Here is a 17587-nt window from a genome sequence, read left to right as displayed (position 1 = left end):
ATGACATATCAAGAAACATTAGAATGGATGTATGCTCAGCTTCCAATGTATCAACAAAAGGGAGCGGTAGCTTACAAAGCAGATTTATCTAATACGATTAAATTAGTAAATCATTTAGGTAATCCACAAAAGGAAATTCAAACAATACATATAGCTGGTACTAATGGAAAGGGATCTACTTCTTCCATGGTTGCTTCAATTTTACAAGAAGCGGGTTATAAAGTAGGATTATATACTTCTCCGCACTTAAAAGATTTTAGAGAACGAATTAAAATTAATGGAGAGGAAATCTCAGAAGCTTTTGTTGTTGATTTTATAGCAAAAAACAAACCTTTTTTTGAGCAAGAATCGCTTAGTTTTTTTGAAATGACAGTTGGTATGTCTTTCGAGTATTTTAAAAACGAACAAGTAGATATTGCTGTAATAGAAGTAGGAATGGGAGGTAGATTAGATGCTACCAATATTATAGAACCCCTTGTTTCTGTAATTACGAATATTGGAAAAGATCACACGGCATTTTTAGGAAGTACTCTTTCTGCTATTGCGGGAGAAAAGGCGGGGATCATAAAACCAAATACCCCTGTTGTAATTGGCGAATATACAGAGGAAACAAAACCAGTGTTTGTGGCAAAGGCTGCTACATCTAATGCACCTATTTATTTTGCACAAGAAACGTATGCTAACAATGTGCTTACTTCAGATTTGAAAGGGGATTATCAAAAGTCAAACATTCGAACTGTACTTCAAAGCATCGAGTTGTTGCAAAAACACTATACTATTACACAAGAAAACATTGAAAGAGGACTTTTAAATGTTGTAAAGAATACAAATTTGCAAGGTCGTTGGCAGGTTTTAGGAAGCAATCCTAAGATAATTACAGACACTGCACACAATTCACACGGGTTAACAATTGTAATGAATCAGCTAAAACAAGAGAAGTTTGAGCAATTGTACATTGTTTTCGGTGTAGTAAATGACAAAGATTTAGATTCAATTTTGCCATTATTGCCAAAAGAGGCAAAATATTTTTTTGCAAAGCCAAATAATTCTCGAGGCTTAGATGCTGAGGTTTTAGCGGCGAAAGCAGGGGAGTTTAAACTTTATGGTAAGGTTTGTGGTTCAATACCAGATGCTTATGCAGAAGCTAAGTCTGTGGCAACGTCTGAAGACTTGATTTACGTGGGGGGAAGCACATTTGTGGTTGCAGAAATTTTATAAAAAGTTGCATAAAAAACTTGCGTAATAAAAATGAGGTCGTATATTTGCACCCGTAATCAACAAACGATTACACGTTCATAAAAGAAAAAGGGCGATTAGCTCAGTTGGTTCAGAGCACCTCGTTTACACCGAGGGGGTCGGGGGTTCGAATCCCTCATCGCCCACAACTTTTTCTTGACATATTGAAATATCCAAATTAAAAAATAATTTGGGCGATTAGCTCAGTTGGTTCAGAGCACCTCGTTTACACCGAGGGGGTCGGGGGTTCGAATCCCTCATCGCCCACAATAATGCAAATTATTTTACGATAATTTGGGCGATTAGCTCAGTTGGTTCAGAGCACCTCGTTTACACCGAGGGGGTCGGGGGTTCGAATCCCTCATCGCCCACAATAATACAAATTATTTTACAATAATTTGGGCGATTAGCTCAGTTGGTTCAGAGCACCTCGTTTACACCGAGGGGGTCGGGGGTTCGAATCCCTCATCGCCCACAATAATGCAAATTATTTTATAAATAATTTGGGCGATTAGCTCAGTTGGTTCAGAGCACCTCGTTTACACCGAGGGGGTCGGGGGTTCGAATCCCTCATCGCCCACAATAACTCAAGTTATTTTACAATAATTTGGGCGATTAGCTCAGTTGGTTCAGAGCACCTCGTTTACACCGAGGGGGTCGGGGGTTCGAATCCCTCATCGCCCACAACTTATCAAGCCTTGCAAACGCAAGGCTTTTTTTATATCTATACTTTTCATTTTATAGTGTTGAAAGTGCTTCAATTATAGTAGTCTTTTCGAATACATTTCTATTTGCAACTTTACAGGATTAAACCTATAGGTTTTGTTTATGTCTAAAGTTTAGCTAATCAAAAAAAGAAGAAGAACTTAAATATAAACGTTAGAAACTAAATATGAACAACACGGTTCTATAAGAAATAAAATAAACGAATATTTAAAATTTAAAGCATTGGCTTGTACTTGCGATAATGTACATATCAAAGTGTAGTTTTAAACGCACTATGTTCGAGACATCTACCACATAAGTACCACAGAGGCTCGGAAAAAAGGCCTTTTTCTCGAAGATGTGTGGTACTTGTGTAGTGTTTGTGTGGAATATGTATAAAAGAAGCTTGTAATGACAATACTTTAAAGGCTGTTCTTTTAGTTAATAGGAGTATTAAATAACAATTATTAGCCAGGTCTGGTTATTTTCTATAGATAGTACTAAAGTAGGTCATTGATTTAATACCATTTTAAAGATATTTCTTTTTTGCGAGCTTAAATTCCTTGCTTTCTGTTCCTAAATTGTGGAAATATAAATTATCTTTGCTTCTTAATAAATTGAAAAAAATGACATTAAATCAGATTTTAACTCCGCAGATTGAAAAGGCAGTTCAACAATTATACGGGGCGACCGTTGAAAAAGTTGAGTACCAAGCGACAAGAAAAGAGTTCGAAGGCGATATTACAGTAGTTATTTTCCCTTTTTTAAGACAGATTAAAGGGAATCCAGTAGAAATAGGTACTAAAATTGGTGAATATTTAGTAGAGAATACGAACGTAATTGAACGGTTTAATGTAGTTAAAGGATTTTTGAACTTAGTCGTTTCAGATAGTTACTATATTTCATTTTTTAACGGTATTCGAAATGTAGAACACTTTGGATATGTTGAACCAAAAGAAGGTGATAAATCAGTATTGGTAGAGTATTCTTCTCCAAATACAAACAAACCTTTGCACTTAGGACACGTTAGAAATAACTTATTAGGATACTCTGTAGCTGAAATTTTAAAAGCTTCAGGTAAGAAAGTATTCAAAACTCAAATTATTAATGATAGAGGAATCCATATTTGTAAGTCTATGTTGGCTTGGCAAAAATATGGTAATGGAGAGACTCCTGAGTCAACTGGACTTAAAGGAGATAAATTAGTAGGAAATTACTACGTTAAATTTGACGTTGAATACAAAGCTCAAATCAAGGAATTGATGGAGCAAGGTATGTCTGAAGATGATGCTAAAAAAGAAGCGCCAATTATCAAAGAAGCAAAACAAATGCTTGTGGATTGGGAGGCAAATAAACCTGAAGTTATTGATTTATGGAATATGATGAATCAATGGGTTTATGATGGATTTGCTGTTTCTTACAAAAATTTAGGTGTTGATTTCGACAAAAACTACTTTGAAAGTAATACTTATTTATTAGGTAAAGACGTTGTAGAGAAAGGATTAGAGCAAGGTGTTTTCTATAAAAAAGAAGACAACTCTGTTTGGATTGATCTTTCTGACGAAGGATTAGATGAAAAGCTTGTATTAAGAGGTGATGGTACTTCTGTTTATATGACGCAAGATATTGGTACTGCTATCCAACGTGTAAAAGACTTTGGAGATGTAGGTGGTATGGTTTATACTGTAGGTAATGAACAAGATTATCACTTTAAAGTATTATTCTTAATCTTAAAACGTTTAGGTTTTGATTGGGCTGAAAGCTTATATCACTTATCATACGGAATGGTTGATTTACCTTCAGGGAAAATGAAGAGTAGAGAAGGTACTGTTGTAGATGCTGATGATTTGATGGATGAGATGACGAATACAGCTAAAACTATCTCTGAAGAGTTAGGTAAATTAGATGGTTATTCTGAAGAAGAGAAAAGTGTATTGTTTAATACAATTGGATTAGGAGCTCTTAAATATTATATTTTAAAAGTAGATCCTAAGAAACGTATTTTGTTTAACCCAGAAGAATCTGTTGATTTTGCAGGGAATACAGGGCCGTTTATCCAATATACATATGCACGTATCCAATCTATTTTACGTAAAGCAGATTTCGATTGTACACAAGAGATTACGGATATCGTTTTAGATCCAAAAGAAAAAGAATTATTGAAGTTGTTAGAAGAATTCCCAGTGGTAATTCAGGATGCAGCGCGTACATATAGCCCAGCTTTAATTGCAAACTATGTTTACGAATTAGTAAGAGAGTACAACTCTTTCTATCAGACGGTTTCTATCTTAGGAGAAGAAAATATGACTTTAAAAGTATTTAGAGTTCAGTTATCTCAAAAAGTAGGTTTAGTGATTAACGATGCATTTACATTGTTAGGAATCGCTGTACCTGAGCGTATGTAATTTTTATGTTTCTGTGAAAGTAGAAAAATCATATATATTTCAGTCACTTGCCATTATAGTAATGGCAAGTGGCTTTTTTTTGTTTTTTAAGGGAAATTTGCCAAAGAAGTTATTCAGTGAAGAACCTATAAAAACAAGTAATATTGTTGTGGATAGTTTAATGCTTGAGGCTATTCAGAATGTTGAAGGAGGTACAGGAATTGTTGATTCAAAAGTGAAGAAGGATTCTGTAGTTAAATTTGACGAAAGCGTTGTCTATGTTACTGAAGATGATATCTTGAGTAATGAGGATGCAAATTCATTCAAGGGAATGGCATATTTAGAGTCTTTCTTTGCAAGACTATATGCTGTAGAGCAAGCACAAGGAAAGAGAGTGCGTATTGCTTATTATGGAGATTCGATGACAGATGGAGATTTAATTGTGCAAGATCTTAGAAAAAACTATCAAAGTAAATACGGGGGTAGTGGGGTAGGATATGTGTCGATTATGTCAGAATCTGCACAATCTCGTCAGTCTGTAATACACCGATATTCAAACAACTGGAAAATGCAATCGTACTTGAATGTGAAAAGACCACAGAAACCATTCGGTGTGTCTGGTCAAGTATATTTTGTGAAAGATAGCATACGCCCAACGTGGGTAAGTTATCAAGCGGGGAATATTAAGAATATGACCTCGTTAAATAGTCCTACTTTATATTATGGAGCTTCTAATAATAAGAGAGGTGAAGTACTCGTTATTATTGGTAAGGATACGATTACTAAAAAGTTGAGTATCAATTCAGAATTAAATAAGCTTAAAATTGCAGATGGCTCTGTTAAACAAGTGAAACTGATGTTTAAGCACGCAGATTCTATTCCTATTTACGGAATGGACTTCAGTGCAAATTCAGGTGTGCAAGTAGATAACTTCTCAAGTAGAGGTAACTCTGGTTTGCCTTTGTCTTTGTTTAAAGTTAGCTTGATGCAGAAGTATCAGAATAATTTAGATTATAGCTTAATTATTTTACACTATGGAGCGAATGTTTTAAACTACGGTTCACTGAACTATTCTTGGTACACAAAACAGATGAACAAGGTAGTGGCGCATTTAAAACAAAGTTTCCCTAAAGCTAATATTTTGGTTATTTCAACCGCTGATAAGTCAACTAAGTATGAAACAGAGATGAGAACGGATTCTGCCGTTGTTCCATTAATGAAGGCTCAAAGAGCTTATGCAATGGAAGCTCACGCTGGTTTCTTTAACTTATATCAAGCGATGGGTGGCTCTGGTTCTATGATTAAATGGGTAGAGGAAGCGCCAACAAAAGCAAATAAAGATTATACGCACTTCAACCATAGAGGAGCTCAAGTTATTGCTCAAATGATTTTCAAGCAACTTGAGGAAGGCTATGAAGATTACAAGAAGAAAAACGGAAATAAAACAACTACATCACCGGTGAAAACAGAAACTGCTCAAGGGAGTGATGTAGAGAAAAACACTAATAAAGAGCAACAGCACTTAGGAAATGAGTAAAAATAGAATTGCTATATTTTTAGTAAGTCTTTTTTGTGGGTTCAATTTATTTGCACAGGATCAAGCTCCTACTTCTACAGACAATAGTGAGGTAGTCGATTCTGATAGCAATAATGGAATGATCAAAAACAAGGTTTACTATCCAGAACAACTAAACTCGTTTTTCACTAAACTTGGAAAGTTAAAAGGGAGTAAGAACAAAAAAGTGAACATAGTTCATATTGGGGATTCACATATTCAAGCTGATTTTTTCAGTGGACGTATGAGATCGCTACTTCAGGATAAATTTGGAAACGGGGGATTGGGGTTTGCCTTTCCTTATAAATTAGCCAAGACAAACGGAAATTCTTTAGTACGATATTCTTCTAATGCAGAATGGTCGAGTTATAGAAATATCTTTCCTGTAAAAGGTGCTAATGTCGGATTGAGTGGTATTGCCCTTTCAACAGAAAACAAAGACCTTGTAATTGAGCTTAGTGTTCGCGATGCAAGTTATGGGTTTTCCCGTATGAAAGTATTTACACCCAAGAATGACGAGTCCTTGAAGGTAGGAACAACTCGAGAGAAGGTGTTTTTAGAATCATCTGCTCCTAAAAAGATATCACACCAAATTAAGAGCGGTGAGTCTTTATCGAGTATAGCGAGAAAATACAATACTACTATTCCTGAAATTAAAAAGGCAAATAGTATGAAAAACAATGTTATTCACGCAGGGAAAAAATTGAGTATTCCTACAAAAGAAAGAGAAGCTGTATCTGTTTCTAAAAGTGTGTTTAACGAACTATCTGGAAAGAAAGAAGACGTTTTTCATACATTTGAGTTAGGACAAGAGTTAGATCGTATTTACTTCTATTCAAATAAACAAGCAGAAGCGTATGACTTGAATGGAGTAGTTTTAGAAAATGATAAGTCGGGTGTTTTGTATCACACAATTGGTGTTAATGGTGCTCGTTTTTCAGACTATTTAAAATACAATTTATTCTTCGAGCAGTTAAAAGGATTAGAGGCTGATTTGATTATTGTGTCAATGGGAACGAATGAGTCATTCGATAGAATGGATTCAAAAGATTTTCAAGACCAAGTGAATGCTTTTCTTGCAAAAGTGAAACAGGTAGCTCCAAATGCAAGTGTGTTATTAACTACACCGCCACCGTCATACTTTTCAAAAAACACCCCTAATACAGTAGCATCTGCTTTAGCAAATGAGATTATTATTAGCGGTATTAAAGGTAAGTATGCAGTTTGGGATACTTATTATAATTTAGGAGGATCATTAGCTCTTGCTTCTTTAAGAGATGAAGGGTTATTATCTAAGGACTTAGTTCATTATTCTGTAAAAGGATATAACTATACAGGGGATTTATTTTATGAAGCCCTGATGGATGCGTACAATCAATTTGTCAAACAAAATAGTGCTTTAAAGTAAATGAGTCTATTTAATATTGAGATACCGAGTTTTACCATTGATGAAGTAATCAATTGGTTTACTTTTAACCCAAAGGAACCTTTGTTGTTTAACTCAGGTTTGTTTTTAGGTTTGTTTATCGTGTTTTACCTCTTCTATATTTTGATGAGGAAAACCTTTCACGTGCGTTTATTATACGTTGTAATCTTTTCACTTTTCTTCTATTATAAGTCAAGTGGAATGTACTTCCTTATTTTAGTGGGGTCATCTTTAATGGATTATTACTTTGCTAAAATTATTAATGATACGGATAATTCGGTTAAAAAGCGATTGCTCTTAACGATTAGTATTATTGTGAACTTAGGATTACTGGGGTATTTTAAATACACTAACTTCTTTTTAGATGGATTTAATTTTATTGCCAATTCACAGTGGCATTTAGATGATATTATCTTACCTGTAGGTATTTCGTTTTTTACGTTCCAATCGATAAGTTATATTATAGAGATATACCGCAAGGAAATAGAGCCAACGAAGAACTTTTTAGACTATTTGTTCTTTATTTCGTTCTTCCCTCAATTAGTAGCAGGTCCAATTGTACGTGCTAAGGACTTTATTCCTCAGATATACTCTAATATACACGTAACAAGAGATCACGTAAATGAGGGGATGTTATTGATTATAGGAGGGGTGTTAAAAAAGGCAGTGATATCTGATTACATTTCAATTAATTTTGTTGACCGAGTATTTGATGCTCCTAATAGTTACACAGCTTTTGAAAACTTAATGGCTTCTTATGGATATGCTATTCAGATTTACTGTGATTTCTCAGGATACTCAGATATGGCAATTGGTATTGCTTTATTGATGGGATATCGCTTGCCGATGAACTTTAATGTTCCATATCAATCAATGTCTATTACAGAATTCTGGAGACGTTGGCATATATCGCTATCTACTTGGTTAAAGGATTTCTTATATATATCTGTCGGAGGTAATAGAAATGGAAGTTTTGGAGGGTATTTCTTTCCAGGATTATTCTTTGCAGGAATAATAGGGTGGGGAGTTTATTATTTAGAACAAAGTGCGATACCATTGATTATAGCAGGTGCGTCAGTTGTGGTTTTTGCTTTAACGATAGTATTGTCAAAAGATAAAAACAAGAGTTTGTTTACCAACTTTAACTTGTTTACAACAATGCTACTTGGTGGATTATGGCACGGAGCAAGTTTGCGTTTTATTGTATGGGGAGCATTACACGGAATAGCATTAGCAGTTCACAAAATGTTTATGGAGTTGTTTCCACGTGCAAAAGGTAAAGAACCGTCATTTGTATGGAAAATAGTTTCAATCTTCATTACATTTCACTTTGTTACGTTTTGTTGGATATTCTTTAGAGCAACATCATTTGACGCAGCGTTAAATGTAATTTATAATATAGGTCAATTGGAATTTGATTGGAATGCGTGGTCAACAATCATTATGGGATATAAGAATGCTTTCTTATTAATCTTCATTGGGTTTATCTGGCATTATATTCCAAAATCGTGGATGGCTATACCAAACCAAATGTTTTGCGTAGCCCCAATGTTTGTAAAAGCAGTTGTATTGGGATTAGTATTTTGGGTAGTGTACGCTACAGCAACAGCTGGTCCACAACCTTTTATTTACTTCCAGTTTTAAGATAAAGAGTTATATAAAAAAATCCCGTTTACTTTCTTGTAAACGGGATTTTTTTATGATGTATATAATCTTATTTAGATCTTAAATCAGCACTGTGTTTAGGTGCTAAAAGAGGTTCTGCATAAGTAATAACTGTTTCGTCTTCTAATTCAGCTAAGATAGCAACAACGTTTTTGTAATCTGTTTTATTAGGTACGTTAATAACAAAGTATTGGTCACTTAGTACTTCAATTTCAGTCCCTGCATATAAGATTTCATTATATAAATCTTCAAGGTTGTATTTTTCATTTTGAACAATAACTTGTACCGTTGAATTACCCGATGCTTTTGCAACATAGCGGTAAGTTAATGTTTTTTCAGTTTCGTCGTATTCTGCAAATACTACATCATCGCAAGAAAAATCTGGTCCATAAAAAGGAATATTGTCTACTTGATACAAACCTTCTTTTTCATCTACTACTTTACCCCAAAAAGTTTCTACTGTATTTTCTTCTAAGACATTACTATAATATCTAACTAAAATTTGTTGATATTGATCTTCCATTGCGTAATAATTAATTCTATTAGTTTATACCGAGCTTCCATACGGTATTTGATTTGTCAAAGATAATGTAATTATGAATTAATAGATAAGGAGGCTTTCGATTTTATGGTTTAATTGTAGTTTATGAGTAATTATAATGGCTATCCTTTTAGTTTAAGGCATAAAATCTGGTCATTTGCGGTACTTTAAAACGTTTTTAAAGTCTATCGTTAAGGAGTAGTTTGCGATAATAAGAAGAACATATATTCTTTAGCAATTTTATGGTAGAAGATCCGTAAGCTATCAGAACCAGTCATAAGTATATTATCTGTGTGTAAGAGTATTTCTAACTATTTTATTGAAAAGGGTAAGTTTGTCATAAGGATGAAATAAGCATAAAAAAAACGCCTTCTGAAACAGAAGGCGTTTTAAGTATCTATTAGTTAGAATTGTTTTCTTCAATCCATTTTCTTGCATTAACAAATGCTTCCATCCAAGGAGAAACTTCATCTTTTCTTCCTTCAGGATAATTAGCCCAATGCCATTGGAATAATGAACGCTCAATATGTGGCATCATTACTAAGTGACGTCCTGTAGTATCACACATCATGGCTGTGTTATAGTCAGAACCATTAGGGTTAGCAGGATAAGCTTCATAAGCATATTTACCTACGATATTGTATTTATCCTCTGTTTCTGGTAAGTTAAATTTACCTTCACCGTGAGAAATCCACACTCCTAATGTGCTTCCAGCTAAAGTAGAAAGCATAATAGAATTGTTTTCTTGAATAGTAACAGAAGTAAAGTTACTCTCGTGTTTTTGAGAATCGTTGTGTTTCATCTTACCGTGAACTGGGTGTTCAGGATTGATTAACTCCAATTCCATAAACAACTGACAACCATTACAAATACCAACAGACATTGTATCTTTTCTTGCAAAGAAGTTCTTTAATGCTGTATTTGCTTTTTCGTTGTACATAAAAGCACCAGCCCATCCTTTTGCAGAACCTAATACGTCTGAGTTAGAGAAACCACCAACAGCACCAATAAATTGGATATCTTCTAATGTTTCTCTACCAGAGATAAGGTCTGTCATATGAACGTCTTTCACATCAAAACCTGCTAAATACATTGCGTTAGCAACTTCTCTTTCAGAGTTACTTCCTTTTTCACGGATAATAGCCGCTTTAGGACGTGGTTTAGAAGCGTCTATTACAGGTTTTTTACCGTCGAACTGTGCTGGGAAGTTAAACTGTAAAGGTTGTACTTTATAGTTGTTGAAACGATCCGTAGCCTTGTTGTTTTTAGTTTGTTTTTGGTCTAACAAATAAGATGTTTTAAACCAAGTATCTCTCAATGTTGGAACACTGAATTCGAAGTGGTCAGCACCATTTGTAAAGCTAACTTTTTCATCAGTTGTAACCTGACCAATCTTTACAGCCTCAACACCTTTTGCATTCATTGCAGTTTCAAAAGCTTTATCATCTTTTGCCTGAACGATTAATGCTATGTTTTCGTTGAACAATGCTTTCACAGTGTCTTTTTCATTCAATGCAGTTAGGTCGTATTTAGCACCTAAATTAACATCAGCAAAAGTCATTTCTAATAAAGAAGTAATTAAACCACCACTTCCGATATCGTGACCAGCAGCAATTTGTTCATCAACGATTAACTCTTGAATTGTATTGAAAGCATTTTTAAAGTAAGCAGCATCCTGAATAGTAGGAGCGTCTTGACCAATTTTGTTTAGTACTTGAGCAAAAGAAGAACCTCCTAATTTGAAGCTATCTTTAGACAAGTTGATATAGTAGATAGAACCAGCGTTTTTGTTTAAAACAGGTTCTACAATTTTAGTAATATCAGTACAGTTTGCCGCTGCTGAAATAATAACAGTACCCGGAGCAATAACTTCGTCATTAGGATATTTTTGTTTCATAGACAAAGAATCCTTTCCAGTAGGGATGTTAATACCTAACTCAATTGCGAAGTCAGAACAAGCTTTTACAGCTTCGTATAAACGAGCATCTTCACCAGGATTGTTACAAGCCCACATCCAGTTAGCAGACAAAGAAATCTTGTTGATACCATCTTTTAATGGTGCCCATACAATGTTAGACAATGATTCAGCAATAGCATTTCTACTTCCTGCAGCAGGGTTTATTAAAGCCACAACAGGAGCGTGTCCAACCGTAGTAGCAATACCTTCTTTTCCTTTGAAGTCAAGTGCCATAGCACCAAGGTTGTTCAATGGCAATTGTAATGTACCCACACATTGTTGTTTAGCCACACGGCCACCAACACAACGGTCAACTTTATTAGTTAACCAATCTTTAGAACCAACAGCTTCTAATTGTAGTAATTGGTCTAAGTATTGAGCAACATTAGCAACAGAATAATCTAAATCAGCATAAACGCGTTCAATAGTTTTGTCCTCCATAATTGTTTTTGGTGAACTACCAAACATATCATTAAGTTCAAAATCCATTGGTTTAGCACCAGTTGTTTTAGATTCAATTGTAAAACGGTCGTCATTTGTAACCTCACCAACAGTGTACATTGGAGCACGTTCTCTTTCAGCGATACGCGCTAAAGTATCAATATCTTTTTTACCAATAACTAATCCCATTCTTTCTTGAGACTCGTTACCAATAGTTTCTTTAGCAGATAGAGTAGGGTCACCAACAGGTAATTTATCTAAGTTGATATTACCACCCGTTTCTTCAACAAGTTCAGACAAACAGTTTAAGTGTCCACCTGCACCGTGGTCGTGAATAGACACAATTGGATTGTGTTCAGCTTCAACCATACCGCGGATAGCGTTAGCCGCTCTTTTTTGCATTTCAGGGTTAGAACGTTGAATAGCATTAAGCTCGATACCAGAACCAAAAGCCCCCGTATTAGCAGAAGATACAGCTGCACCTCCCATACCAATTCTATAGTTCTCACCACCAAGGATTACGATTTGGTCACCTTCTTCAGGTTTGTGTTTGATAGCTTGGTCTAATTTACCATATCCAATACCACCAGCTTGCATAATTACCTTGTCAAAACCAAGTTTACGAGCCTCTTCTTCGTGTTCAAACGTAAGGATAGACCCCGTAATTAAAGGTTGTCCAAATTTGTTACCAAAGTCAGAAGCACCATTAGAAGCTTTGATTAAGATATCAATAGGTGTTTGGTATAACCAAGCTCTTTCATCCATCGCTTTTTCCCAAGGACGGTTTTCTTCTAATCTTGAATAAGAAGTCATATAGATTGCAGTTCCCGCAAGCGGTAAAGAACCTTGTCCACCTGCTAAACGGTCACGGATTTCTCCACCAGAACCAGTAGCAGCACCATTGAAAGGTTCAACAGTAGTTGGGAAGTTGTGAGTTTCTGCTTTTAAAGAGATAACAGAGTCGAATTCTGTTTCTGCATAAAAGTCAGGTTTGTCTGCTGATTTAGGAGCAAACTGCGTTACTTTAGGTCCTTTGACAAAAGCAACGTTATCTTTATAAGCTGAAACGATATCATTAGGATTCGTTTCAGAAGTTTTCTTAATTAATTTGAATAGAGAAGTTGGTTGTTCAACTCCATCTATTACGAAAGTACCATTGAAAATTTTGTGACGACAGTGTTCAGAGTTAACTTGAGAAAACCCAAAAACTTCAGAATCCGTTAGTTTTCGTCCCAATTTTTCAGCAAGGTTGTTTAAATATGTAACCTCTTCTTCGTTTAGTGCTAATCCCTCTTGTTGGTTGTAAGCAGCGATATCATCAATATAGATGATTGCTTCCGGAGCGATGTTAATTGCGAAGATATCTTGGTTTAACTCGTTGTATTCTTGTGCCAGCATCGGATCAAACGACTCACATTCGTCAGCTCTATAGAACTCTTCAATACGGATGATACCTTTGATCCCCATATTTTGAGTGATTTCCACAGCATTAGTACTCCATGGAGTAACCATAGTTGCGCGTGGACCTACAAATTTAGCATTGATTGTTTTCTCGTTTAAGTGCTTGGCATTGCCAAATAACCAGTTTAACTTTTGGATATCTTCATTAGATAAATCGTTCTCTACTTGTGCAGCATAGAACATTTTCGAAGGGTTTTCGAAGAAATGAATCATTACGTTAATAATATTTAGTTGTTGTTGTGATGCACAAAAATAGGTTAAAAAATGTCAATTTAAAAATAATTGTTTTTACCTAATTAGGTGCTTTTTTGTTGTATTATAATAGATGGTAACTTATTGTTTTATAGTTAGGTATTTTATAGTAAAACACGTGTTTCTTTATTGTTTGTGATATAGTTTTATTATGTTAATTACTTTAATGATAATCTTGCTCATAGGATTAAATAATCTTTGGTAACGCTATATAAGGCGAGCAAAATAGCCTTCACTATTTTAAAAGATTATATATGAAACAATAAGAGCCCTTCACATTGTGAAAGGCTCTTATTTTATTTGTCAATATTATTTCTTAGCATCCATATTTTTACATAGCGTAAAAACACAGCATAACTTCCTAAACAAGACATTATGATACCTGGAACTCCATCTCGGAAACCTTGCTGAATTACGTAGTGCTTGAAAAAGCGATACATAGGTTTGAGGATAAAGTGATAAAAGTTTAAGTTCGTTGTTTTTTTATTGTAATCAAGAGCTTGTAGAGTAGCATAGTGATTTAGTTTTTGAATATGAAAGTCAAAACCTTTGTATGTGTTGTGATGAAGCTTGTTTTTTAAGAAGCCTATTTTACCATCAACTACAAGCTGTTCGTGTACTTGATTTATATATTTACATTTGTTTTTATTGAACAGACGAATTACTTTATCCTTTTGAAAACCACTATAGTTTAATTGTTTGTTAAAAAAGTGATTCTGTCTAAAAGCCCAATATGCTTGGTATTTTTGTAAGTTATCTGATTTGATTAAATTTTCGATTTCTACAAATAATTTATCTGTTAAATATTCGTCCGCATCTAATAGTAATATCCATTCATTTGACGCTTTAGGAATAGCCCAATTCTTTTGATTGGAATAATTATCAAAAGTTCGTTGAATTACTATGGCTCCTAATGATTCTGCTATTGACTTTGTGTCATCAGTACTAAATGAATCTACAACAATGATTTCATCAACTAACTTATTAGCAGAGAGTACACATTTACTAATGCGCTCAGCTTCATTTTTTGTAGGTATTAGTAGCGTTATTTTATTAGACATTTATAAAACTGATTTGTATTAAAAGATATTTTGTTATAAAAAGTTAAACAAAAGTAATATTAAAAACTATATAACGTTCTTTTTTTATTTATTATGTGTAACCAAATTGATTGGTATTTATAATAAAAATATATACTCTTGGATGATTATTTGATTATTAACATATTATTTTTAACCCTATGATTAAAAGACTGGATATAGGCTTTAAGAAATGTTTCCATCTCAACTAATTTATCTGGTTCCTGGTCTATTAGATTCTTTTGTAATGTAGGATCAAGTTTCCAATTATATAAACCTAATGACTTCTTCCCGTCAAAAGCTAAATAATAATCACCTTTTTCGTAGTTATAAATATTGTTTAAGTAGTTTACCACAAAATCCTTGTCTGATTTAAAAGACTTACCATAACTAACTATTTTAGTATTGATTTGTAAGTAGTCCATTAAACTTGGAAGAATATCAATTTGCTGAAAACTTTTTTCCACTTTTTCAACAGGAATTGTTTCATCGCCAGGAGCAAAGAATAGGATAGGAATTCTAAACATTCCTACATTACTTTTCCAAATATCTTCTTGTGGTTCTGAAGATGTATGGTCTGCAGTGATGATGAAAATAGTATTGTTATACCAATCTTTTGTTTTTGCGGTCTCAAAGAATTGTTTCAATGAATAATCCGCATAAGCAATAGATTCGTGTATATTAGCTTCACCTTTAGGAAATTTACCTTTGTATTTTTCTGGAATAGTATAAGGATTGTGAGAAGAGATAGTAAAGAGAGTTGTGAAGAACGGTTGTTCAATACCGTCAAGTTTTTTAGCAAAAAACTGTAAAAACTCTTCATCAAATATTCCCCAAGAGCCATCAAATGCTTCAGGACCTTCATATTCATTCTTCCCGAAATAATCTTTAAAACCTGCTACATTAGCATATTGGTCAAAGTTTTGAGAACCATTAAAAGCACCGTGAAAGAATGCTGTATAGTATCCCTGTTCATTTAATATTTTTGGTAAAGCGTGAACATCATTTAAAGCATAACTCGAGGTAATGAATGTTCTATTCATTAAACTTGGGATGCTTGAAATAGATGATGGTACAGCGTCAATAGAAACTTTACCATTAGCAAAACCATTTTCAAAAAAATGACTATTAAGAGCTAATGAATCCATAAAAGGAGTTAATCCTCTATGCATAGTTTCTCTACCAAAACTTTCTACAATTAGTAAAACAACGTTCTTTTTGTTGATGCTGTCATATTTAAATTCTTGAATAGGATTAAAAATATTATTTAATTCTTCTTCAGAATAAAAGTTTACTTCCTCTAAGTTTTCACTTTTCCCCATTGTTTTTAAAACAGAAAAAGGGGTATTTAGTACCAATGCTGTGTTTTTCAATCCTCCATATTGCGAAGCATCAACTAAGCGAATAGGTTTAGGTTGTAAACCACCTCTCCCCATTACAAGCATAATACCTGTTACAACTAATGCTGTGATTAAACCTATAACATTAAAGCTACTATAATGAACTTGGTATTTTATTTTTTTATAAATAAAATAAAAAGAAAGGATTGTAAATAGTATGAATAAAGGAATCCACCAAAATTCAACAATGAAATTTTTTAATAGTCCAGGTAGTTCCTGTTCCATCCCAGAGGCTGTTATAAACGAATAAGAACTTCTTCTACCAATAAATTTAAAATATTCATAGTCAACAAAATTTAAACATAGTATAAATATGTTTACTAAGAAAAAACCATAAAATAAGATTTTCTGATAGGCTTTGTTATTTTGAAATTTACCAGGAATTAAATGTAACAAAGCAAAAGGCATATTGATGAAGCCAAGAGCTGCTAAGTCAAATCTAATTCCTCCCATAAAAATTTTAAAATTCCAAGGATCCAAAAGATGTGCGTTATAGAAATAGAAACCTATTCTACAAAGTTGGTAAAATAGGAAGATTAAGAAAAATCTTTTAGTAAAAACAAGTAGATTTTGAGATAAAACCTTATTCATACAATTACAATTAGTGTATAATAAAAGAAAACAGAGTAATTATACTCTGTTTTCAAAAATATTGTTTTAGTTAAAATTAAACAGCTACGTTATATTCTCTTAACGCATCGTTTAATGATGTTTTTAAATCCGTTGATGGTTTTCTTTGTCCAATGATTAAAGCACAAGGAACTTGAAACTCTCCAGCAGGGAATTTTTTAGTATAAGAACCTGGGATAACAACAGATCTTTCAGGAACATATCCTTTGATTTCAACTGGAGTTTCTCCTGTTACATCAATAATTTTAGTAGATGCCGTTAATACAACATTTGCTCCTAAAACAGCTTCTTTTCCAACACGTACTCCTTCAACTACGATACAACGAGAACCAATGAAAGCATTGTCTTCAATAATAACTGGTGCTGCTTGTAATGGTTCTAATACACCACCAATTCCAACTCCACCTGATAAGTGTACATTTTTACCAATTTGAGCACAAGAACCTACAGTTGCCCAAGTATCAACCATTGTTCCTGCATCAACATAAGCTCCGATATTAACGTATGAAGGCATTAAGATAACACCCGAAGAAATATAAGCTCCGTGACGTGCAACAGCGTTAGGAACAACACGAATACCTTTTTCAGCATAGTTTTTCTTTAAAGGCATTTTGTCGTGGTATTCAAAAATACCTGCTTCTAATGTTTCCATTTTTTGAATAGGGAAATAAAGAACAACAGCTTTTTTTACCCATTCGTTGATTTGCCAATCATCACCTTTTGGTTCTGCTACACGTAGTTTACCTGAATCGATTAATTCTACTACTTCGCGAATAGCATTTTGTGTATCTGTATTTTGTAATAAAGAACGGTCTTCCCACGCTCTTTCTATGATTTCTTGTAAATTATTCATTT

10 protein-coding genes and 6 tRNA genes are annotated in these 17587 nt (G+C 33.9%); 11 read left to right on the top strand and 5 right to left on the bottom strand.

All coding sequences use genetic code 11. The annotated features are described in order from the left end of the window. The 11 genes from GQS07_RS00270 to GQS07_RS00220 all read left to right on the top strand — a co-directional run bounded on the left by GQS07_RS00270 (position 1) and on the right by GQS07_RS00220 (position 8950). Positions 1-1218: a bifunctional folylpolyglutamate synthase/dihydrofolate synthase gene (locus GQS07_RS00270; protein ID WP_158209147.1), complete on the top strand. Its 1218-nt coding sequence runs from the start codon at positions 1-3 to the stop codon at positions 1216-1218. 89 nt (positions 1219-1307) lie between these two features. Further along, positions 1308-1382 (top strand) — tRNA-Val (locus GQS07_RS00265). 46 nt (positions 1383-1428) lie between these two features. Further along, a tRNA-Val gene (locus GQS07_RS00260) sits at positions 1429-1503 on the top strand. 29 nt (positions 1504-1532) lie between these two features. After that, positions 1533-1607, top strand: a tRNA-Val gene (locus GQS07_RS00255). A gap of 29 nt (positions 1608-1636) precedes the next feature. Next, positions 1637-1711: transfer RNA gene (locus GQS07_RS00250), tRNA-Val, on the top strand. A 30-nt stretch (positions 1712-1741) separates the two neighbouring features. After that, a tRNA-Val gene (locus GQS07_RS00245) sits at positions 1742-1816 on the top strand. A 29-nt stretch (positions 1817-1845) separates the two neighbouring features. Continuing rightward, a tRNA-Val gene (locus GQS07_RS00240) sits at positions 1846-1920 on the top strand. Between the two features lie 647 nt (positions 1921-2567). Continuing rightward, on the top strand, positions 2568-4346 hold the full coding sequence (argS, locus tag GQS07_RS00235) for an arginine--tRNA ligase (RefSeq protein ID WP_158209146.1): 1779 nt from the start codon (positions 2568-2570) through the stop codon (positions 4344-4346). Between the two features lie 61 nt (positions 4347-4407). Further along, positions 4408-5862, top strand: a complete 1455-nt coding sequence (locus tag GQS07_RS00230) for a hypothetical protein (protein ID WP_410505320.1) — start codon at positions 4408-4410, stop codon at positions 5860-5862. Continuing rightward, on the top strand, positions 5855-7288 hold the full coding sequence (locus GQS07_RS00225; protein ID WP_158209145.1) for a LysM peptidoglycan-binding domain-containing protein: 1434 nt from the start codon (positions 5855-5857) through the stop codon (positions 7286-7288). The genes GQS07_RS00230 and GQS07_RS00225 overlap by 8 nt, the downstream gene beginning before the upstream one ends. After that, positions 7289-8950 (top strand): MBOAT family O-acyltransferase, encoded by a 1662-nt coding sequence (locus GQS07_RS00220; RefSeq protein ID WP_158209144.1) that lies wholly within the window; start codon positions 7289-7291, stop codon positions 8948-8950. It begins immediately after the preceding gene. A gap of 70 nt (positions 8951-9020) precedes the next feature. Here the strand turns inward: GQS07_RS00220 and GQS07_RS00215 are convergent, their stop codons facing one another. The 5 genes from GQS07_RS00215 to GQS07_RS00195 all read right to left on the bottom strand — a co-directional run bounded on the left by GQS07_RS00215 (position 9021) and on the right by GQS07_RS00195 (position 17585). After that, positions 9021-9494: a DUF4265 domain-containing protein gene (locus tag GQS07_RS00215; RefSeq protein WP_090410265.1), complete on the bottom strand. Its 474-nt coding sequence runs from the start codon at positions 9492-9494 to the stop codon at positions 9021-9023. Between the two features lie 418 nt (positions 9495-9912). Continuing rightward, on the bottom strand, positions 9913-13584 hold the full coding sequence (purL, locus tag GQS07_RS00210) for a phosphoribosylformylglycinamidine synthase (protein WP_158209143.1): 3672 nt from the start codon (positions 13582-13584) through the stop codon (positions 9913-9915). 335 nt (positions 13585-13919) lie between these two features. Next, complete coding sequence (locus tag GQS07_RS00205) at positions 13920-14684, bottom strand: glycosyltransferase family 2 protein (protein WP_158209142.1); 765 nt, start codon at positions 14682-14684, stop codon at positions 13920-13922. A 146-nt stretch (positions 14685-14830) separates the two neighbouring features. Further along, positions 14831-16693, bottom strand: a complete 1863-nt coding sequence (locus GQS07_RS00200) for an LTA synthase family protein (RefSeq protein WP_158209141.1) — start codon at positions 16691-16693, stop codon at positions 14831-14833. Positions 16694-16769: 76 nt separating this feature from the next. Continuing rightward, a complete protein-coding gene (locus tag GQS07_RS00195) occupies positions 16770-17585 on the bottom strand; it encodes a 2,3,4,5-tetrahydropyridine-2,6-dicarboxylate N-succinyltransferase (protein ID WP_158209140.1) in 816 nt (271 codons plus the stop codon). Between the last annotated feature and the right edge of the window lie 2 nt (positions 17586-17587).

Source organism: Myroides phaeus, from assembly GCF_009799805.1.
GTDB classification, from domain to species: Bacteria; Bacteroidota; Bacteroidia; order Flavobacteriales; family Flavobacteriaceae; genus Flavobacterium; species Flavobacterium phaeum_A.
The sequence above is the reverse complement of the archived record's forward strand: the minus strand, read 5'-3'. Positions and strand labels throughout refer to the sequence as shown.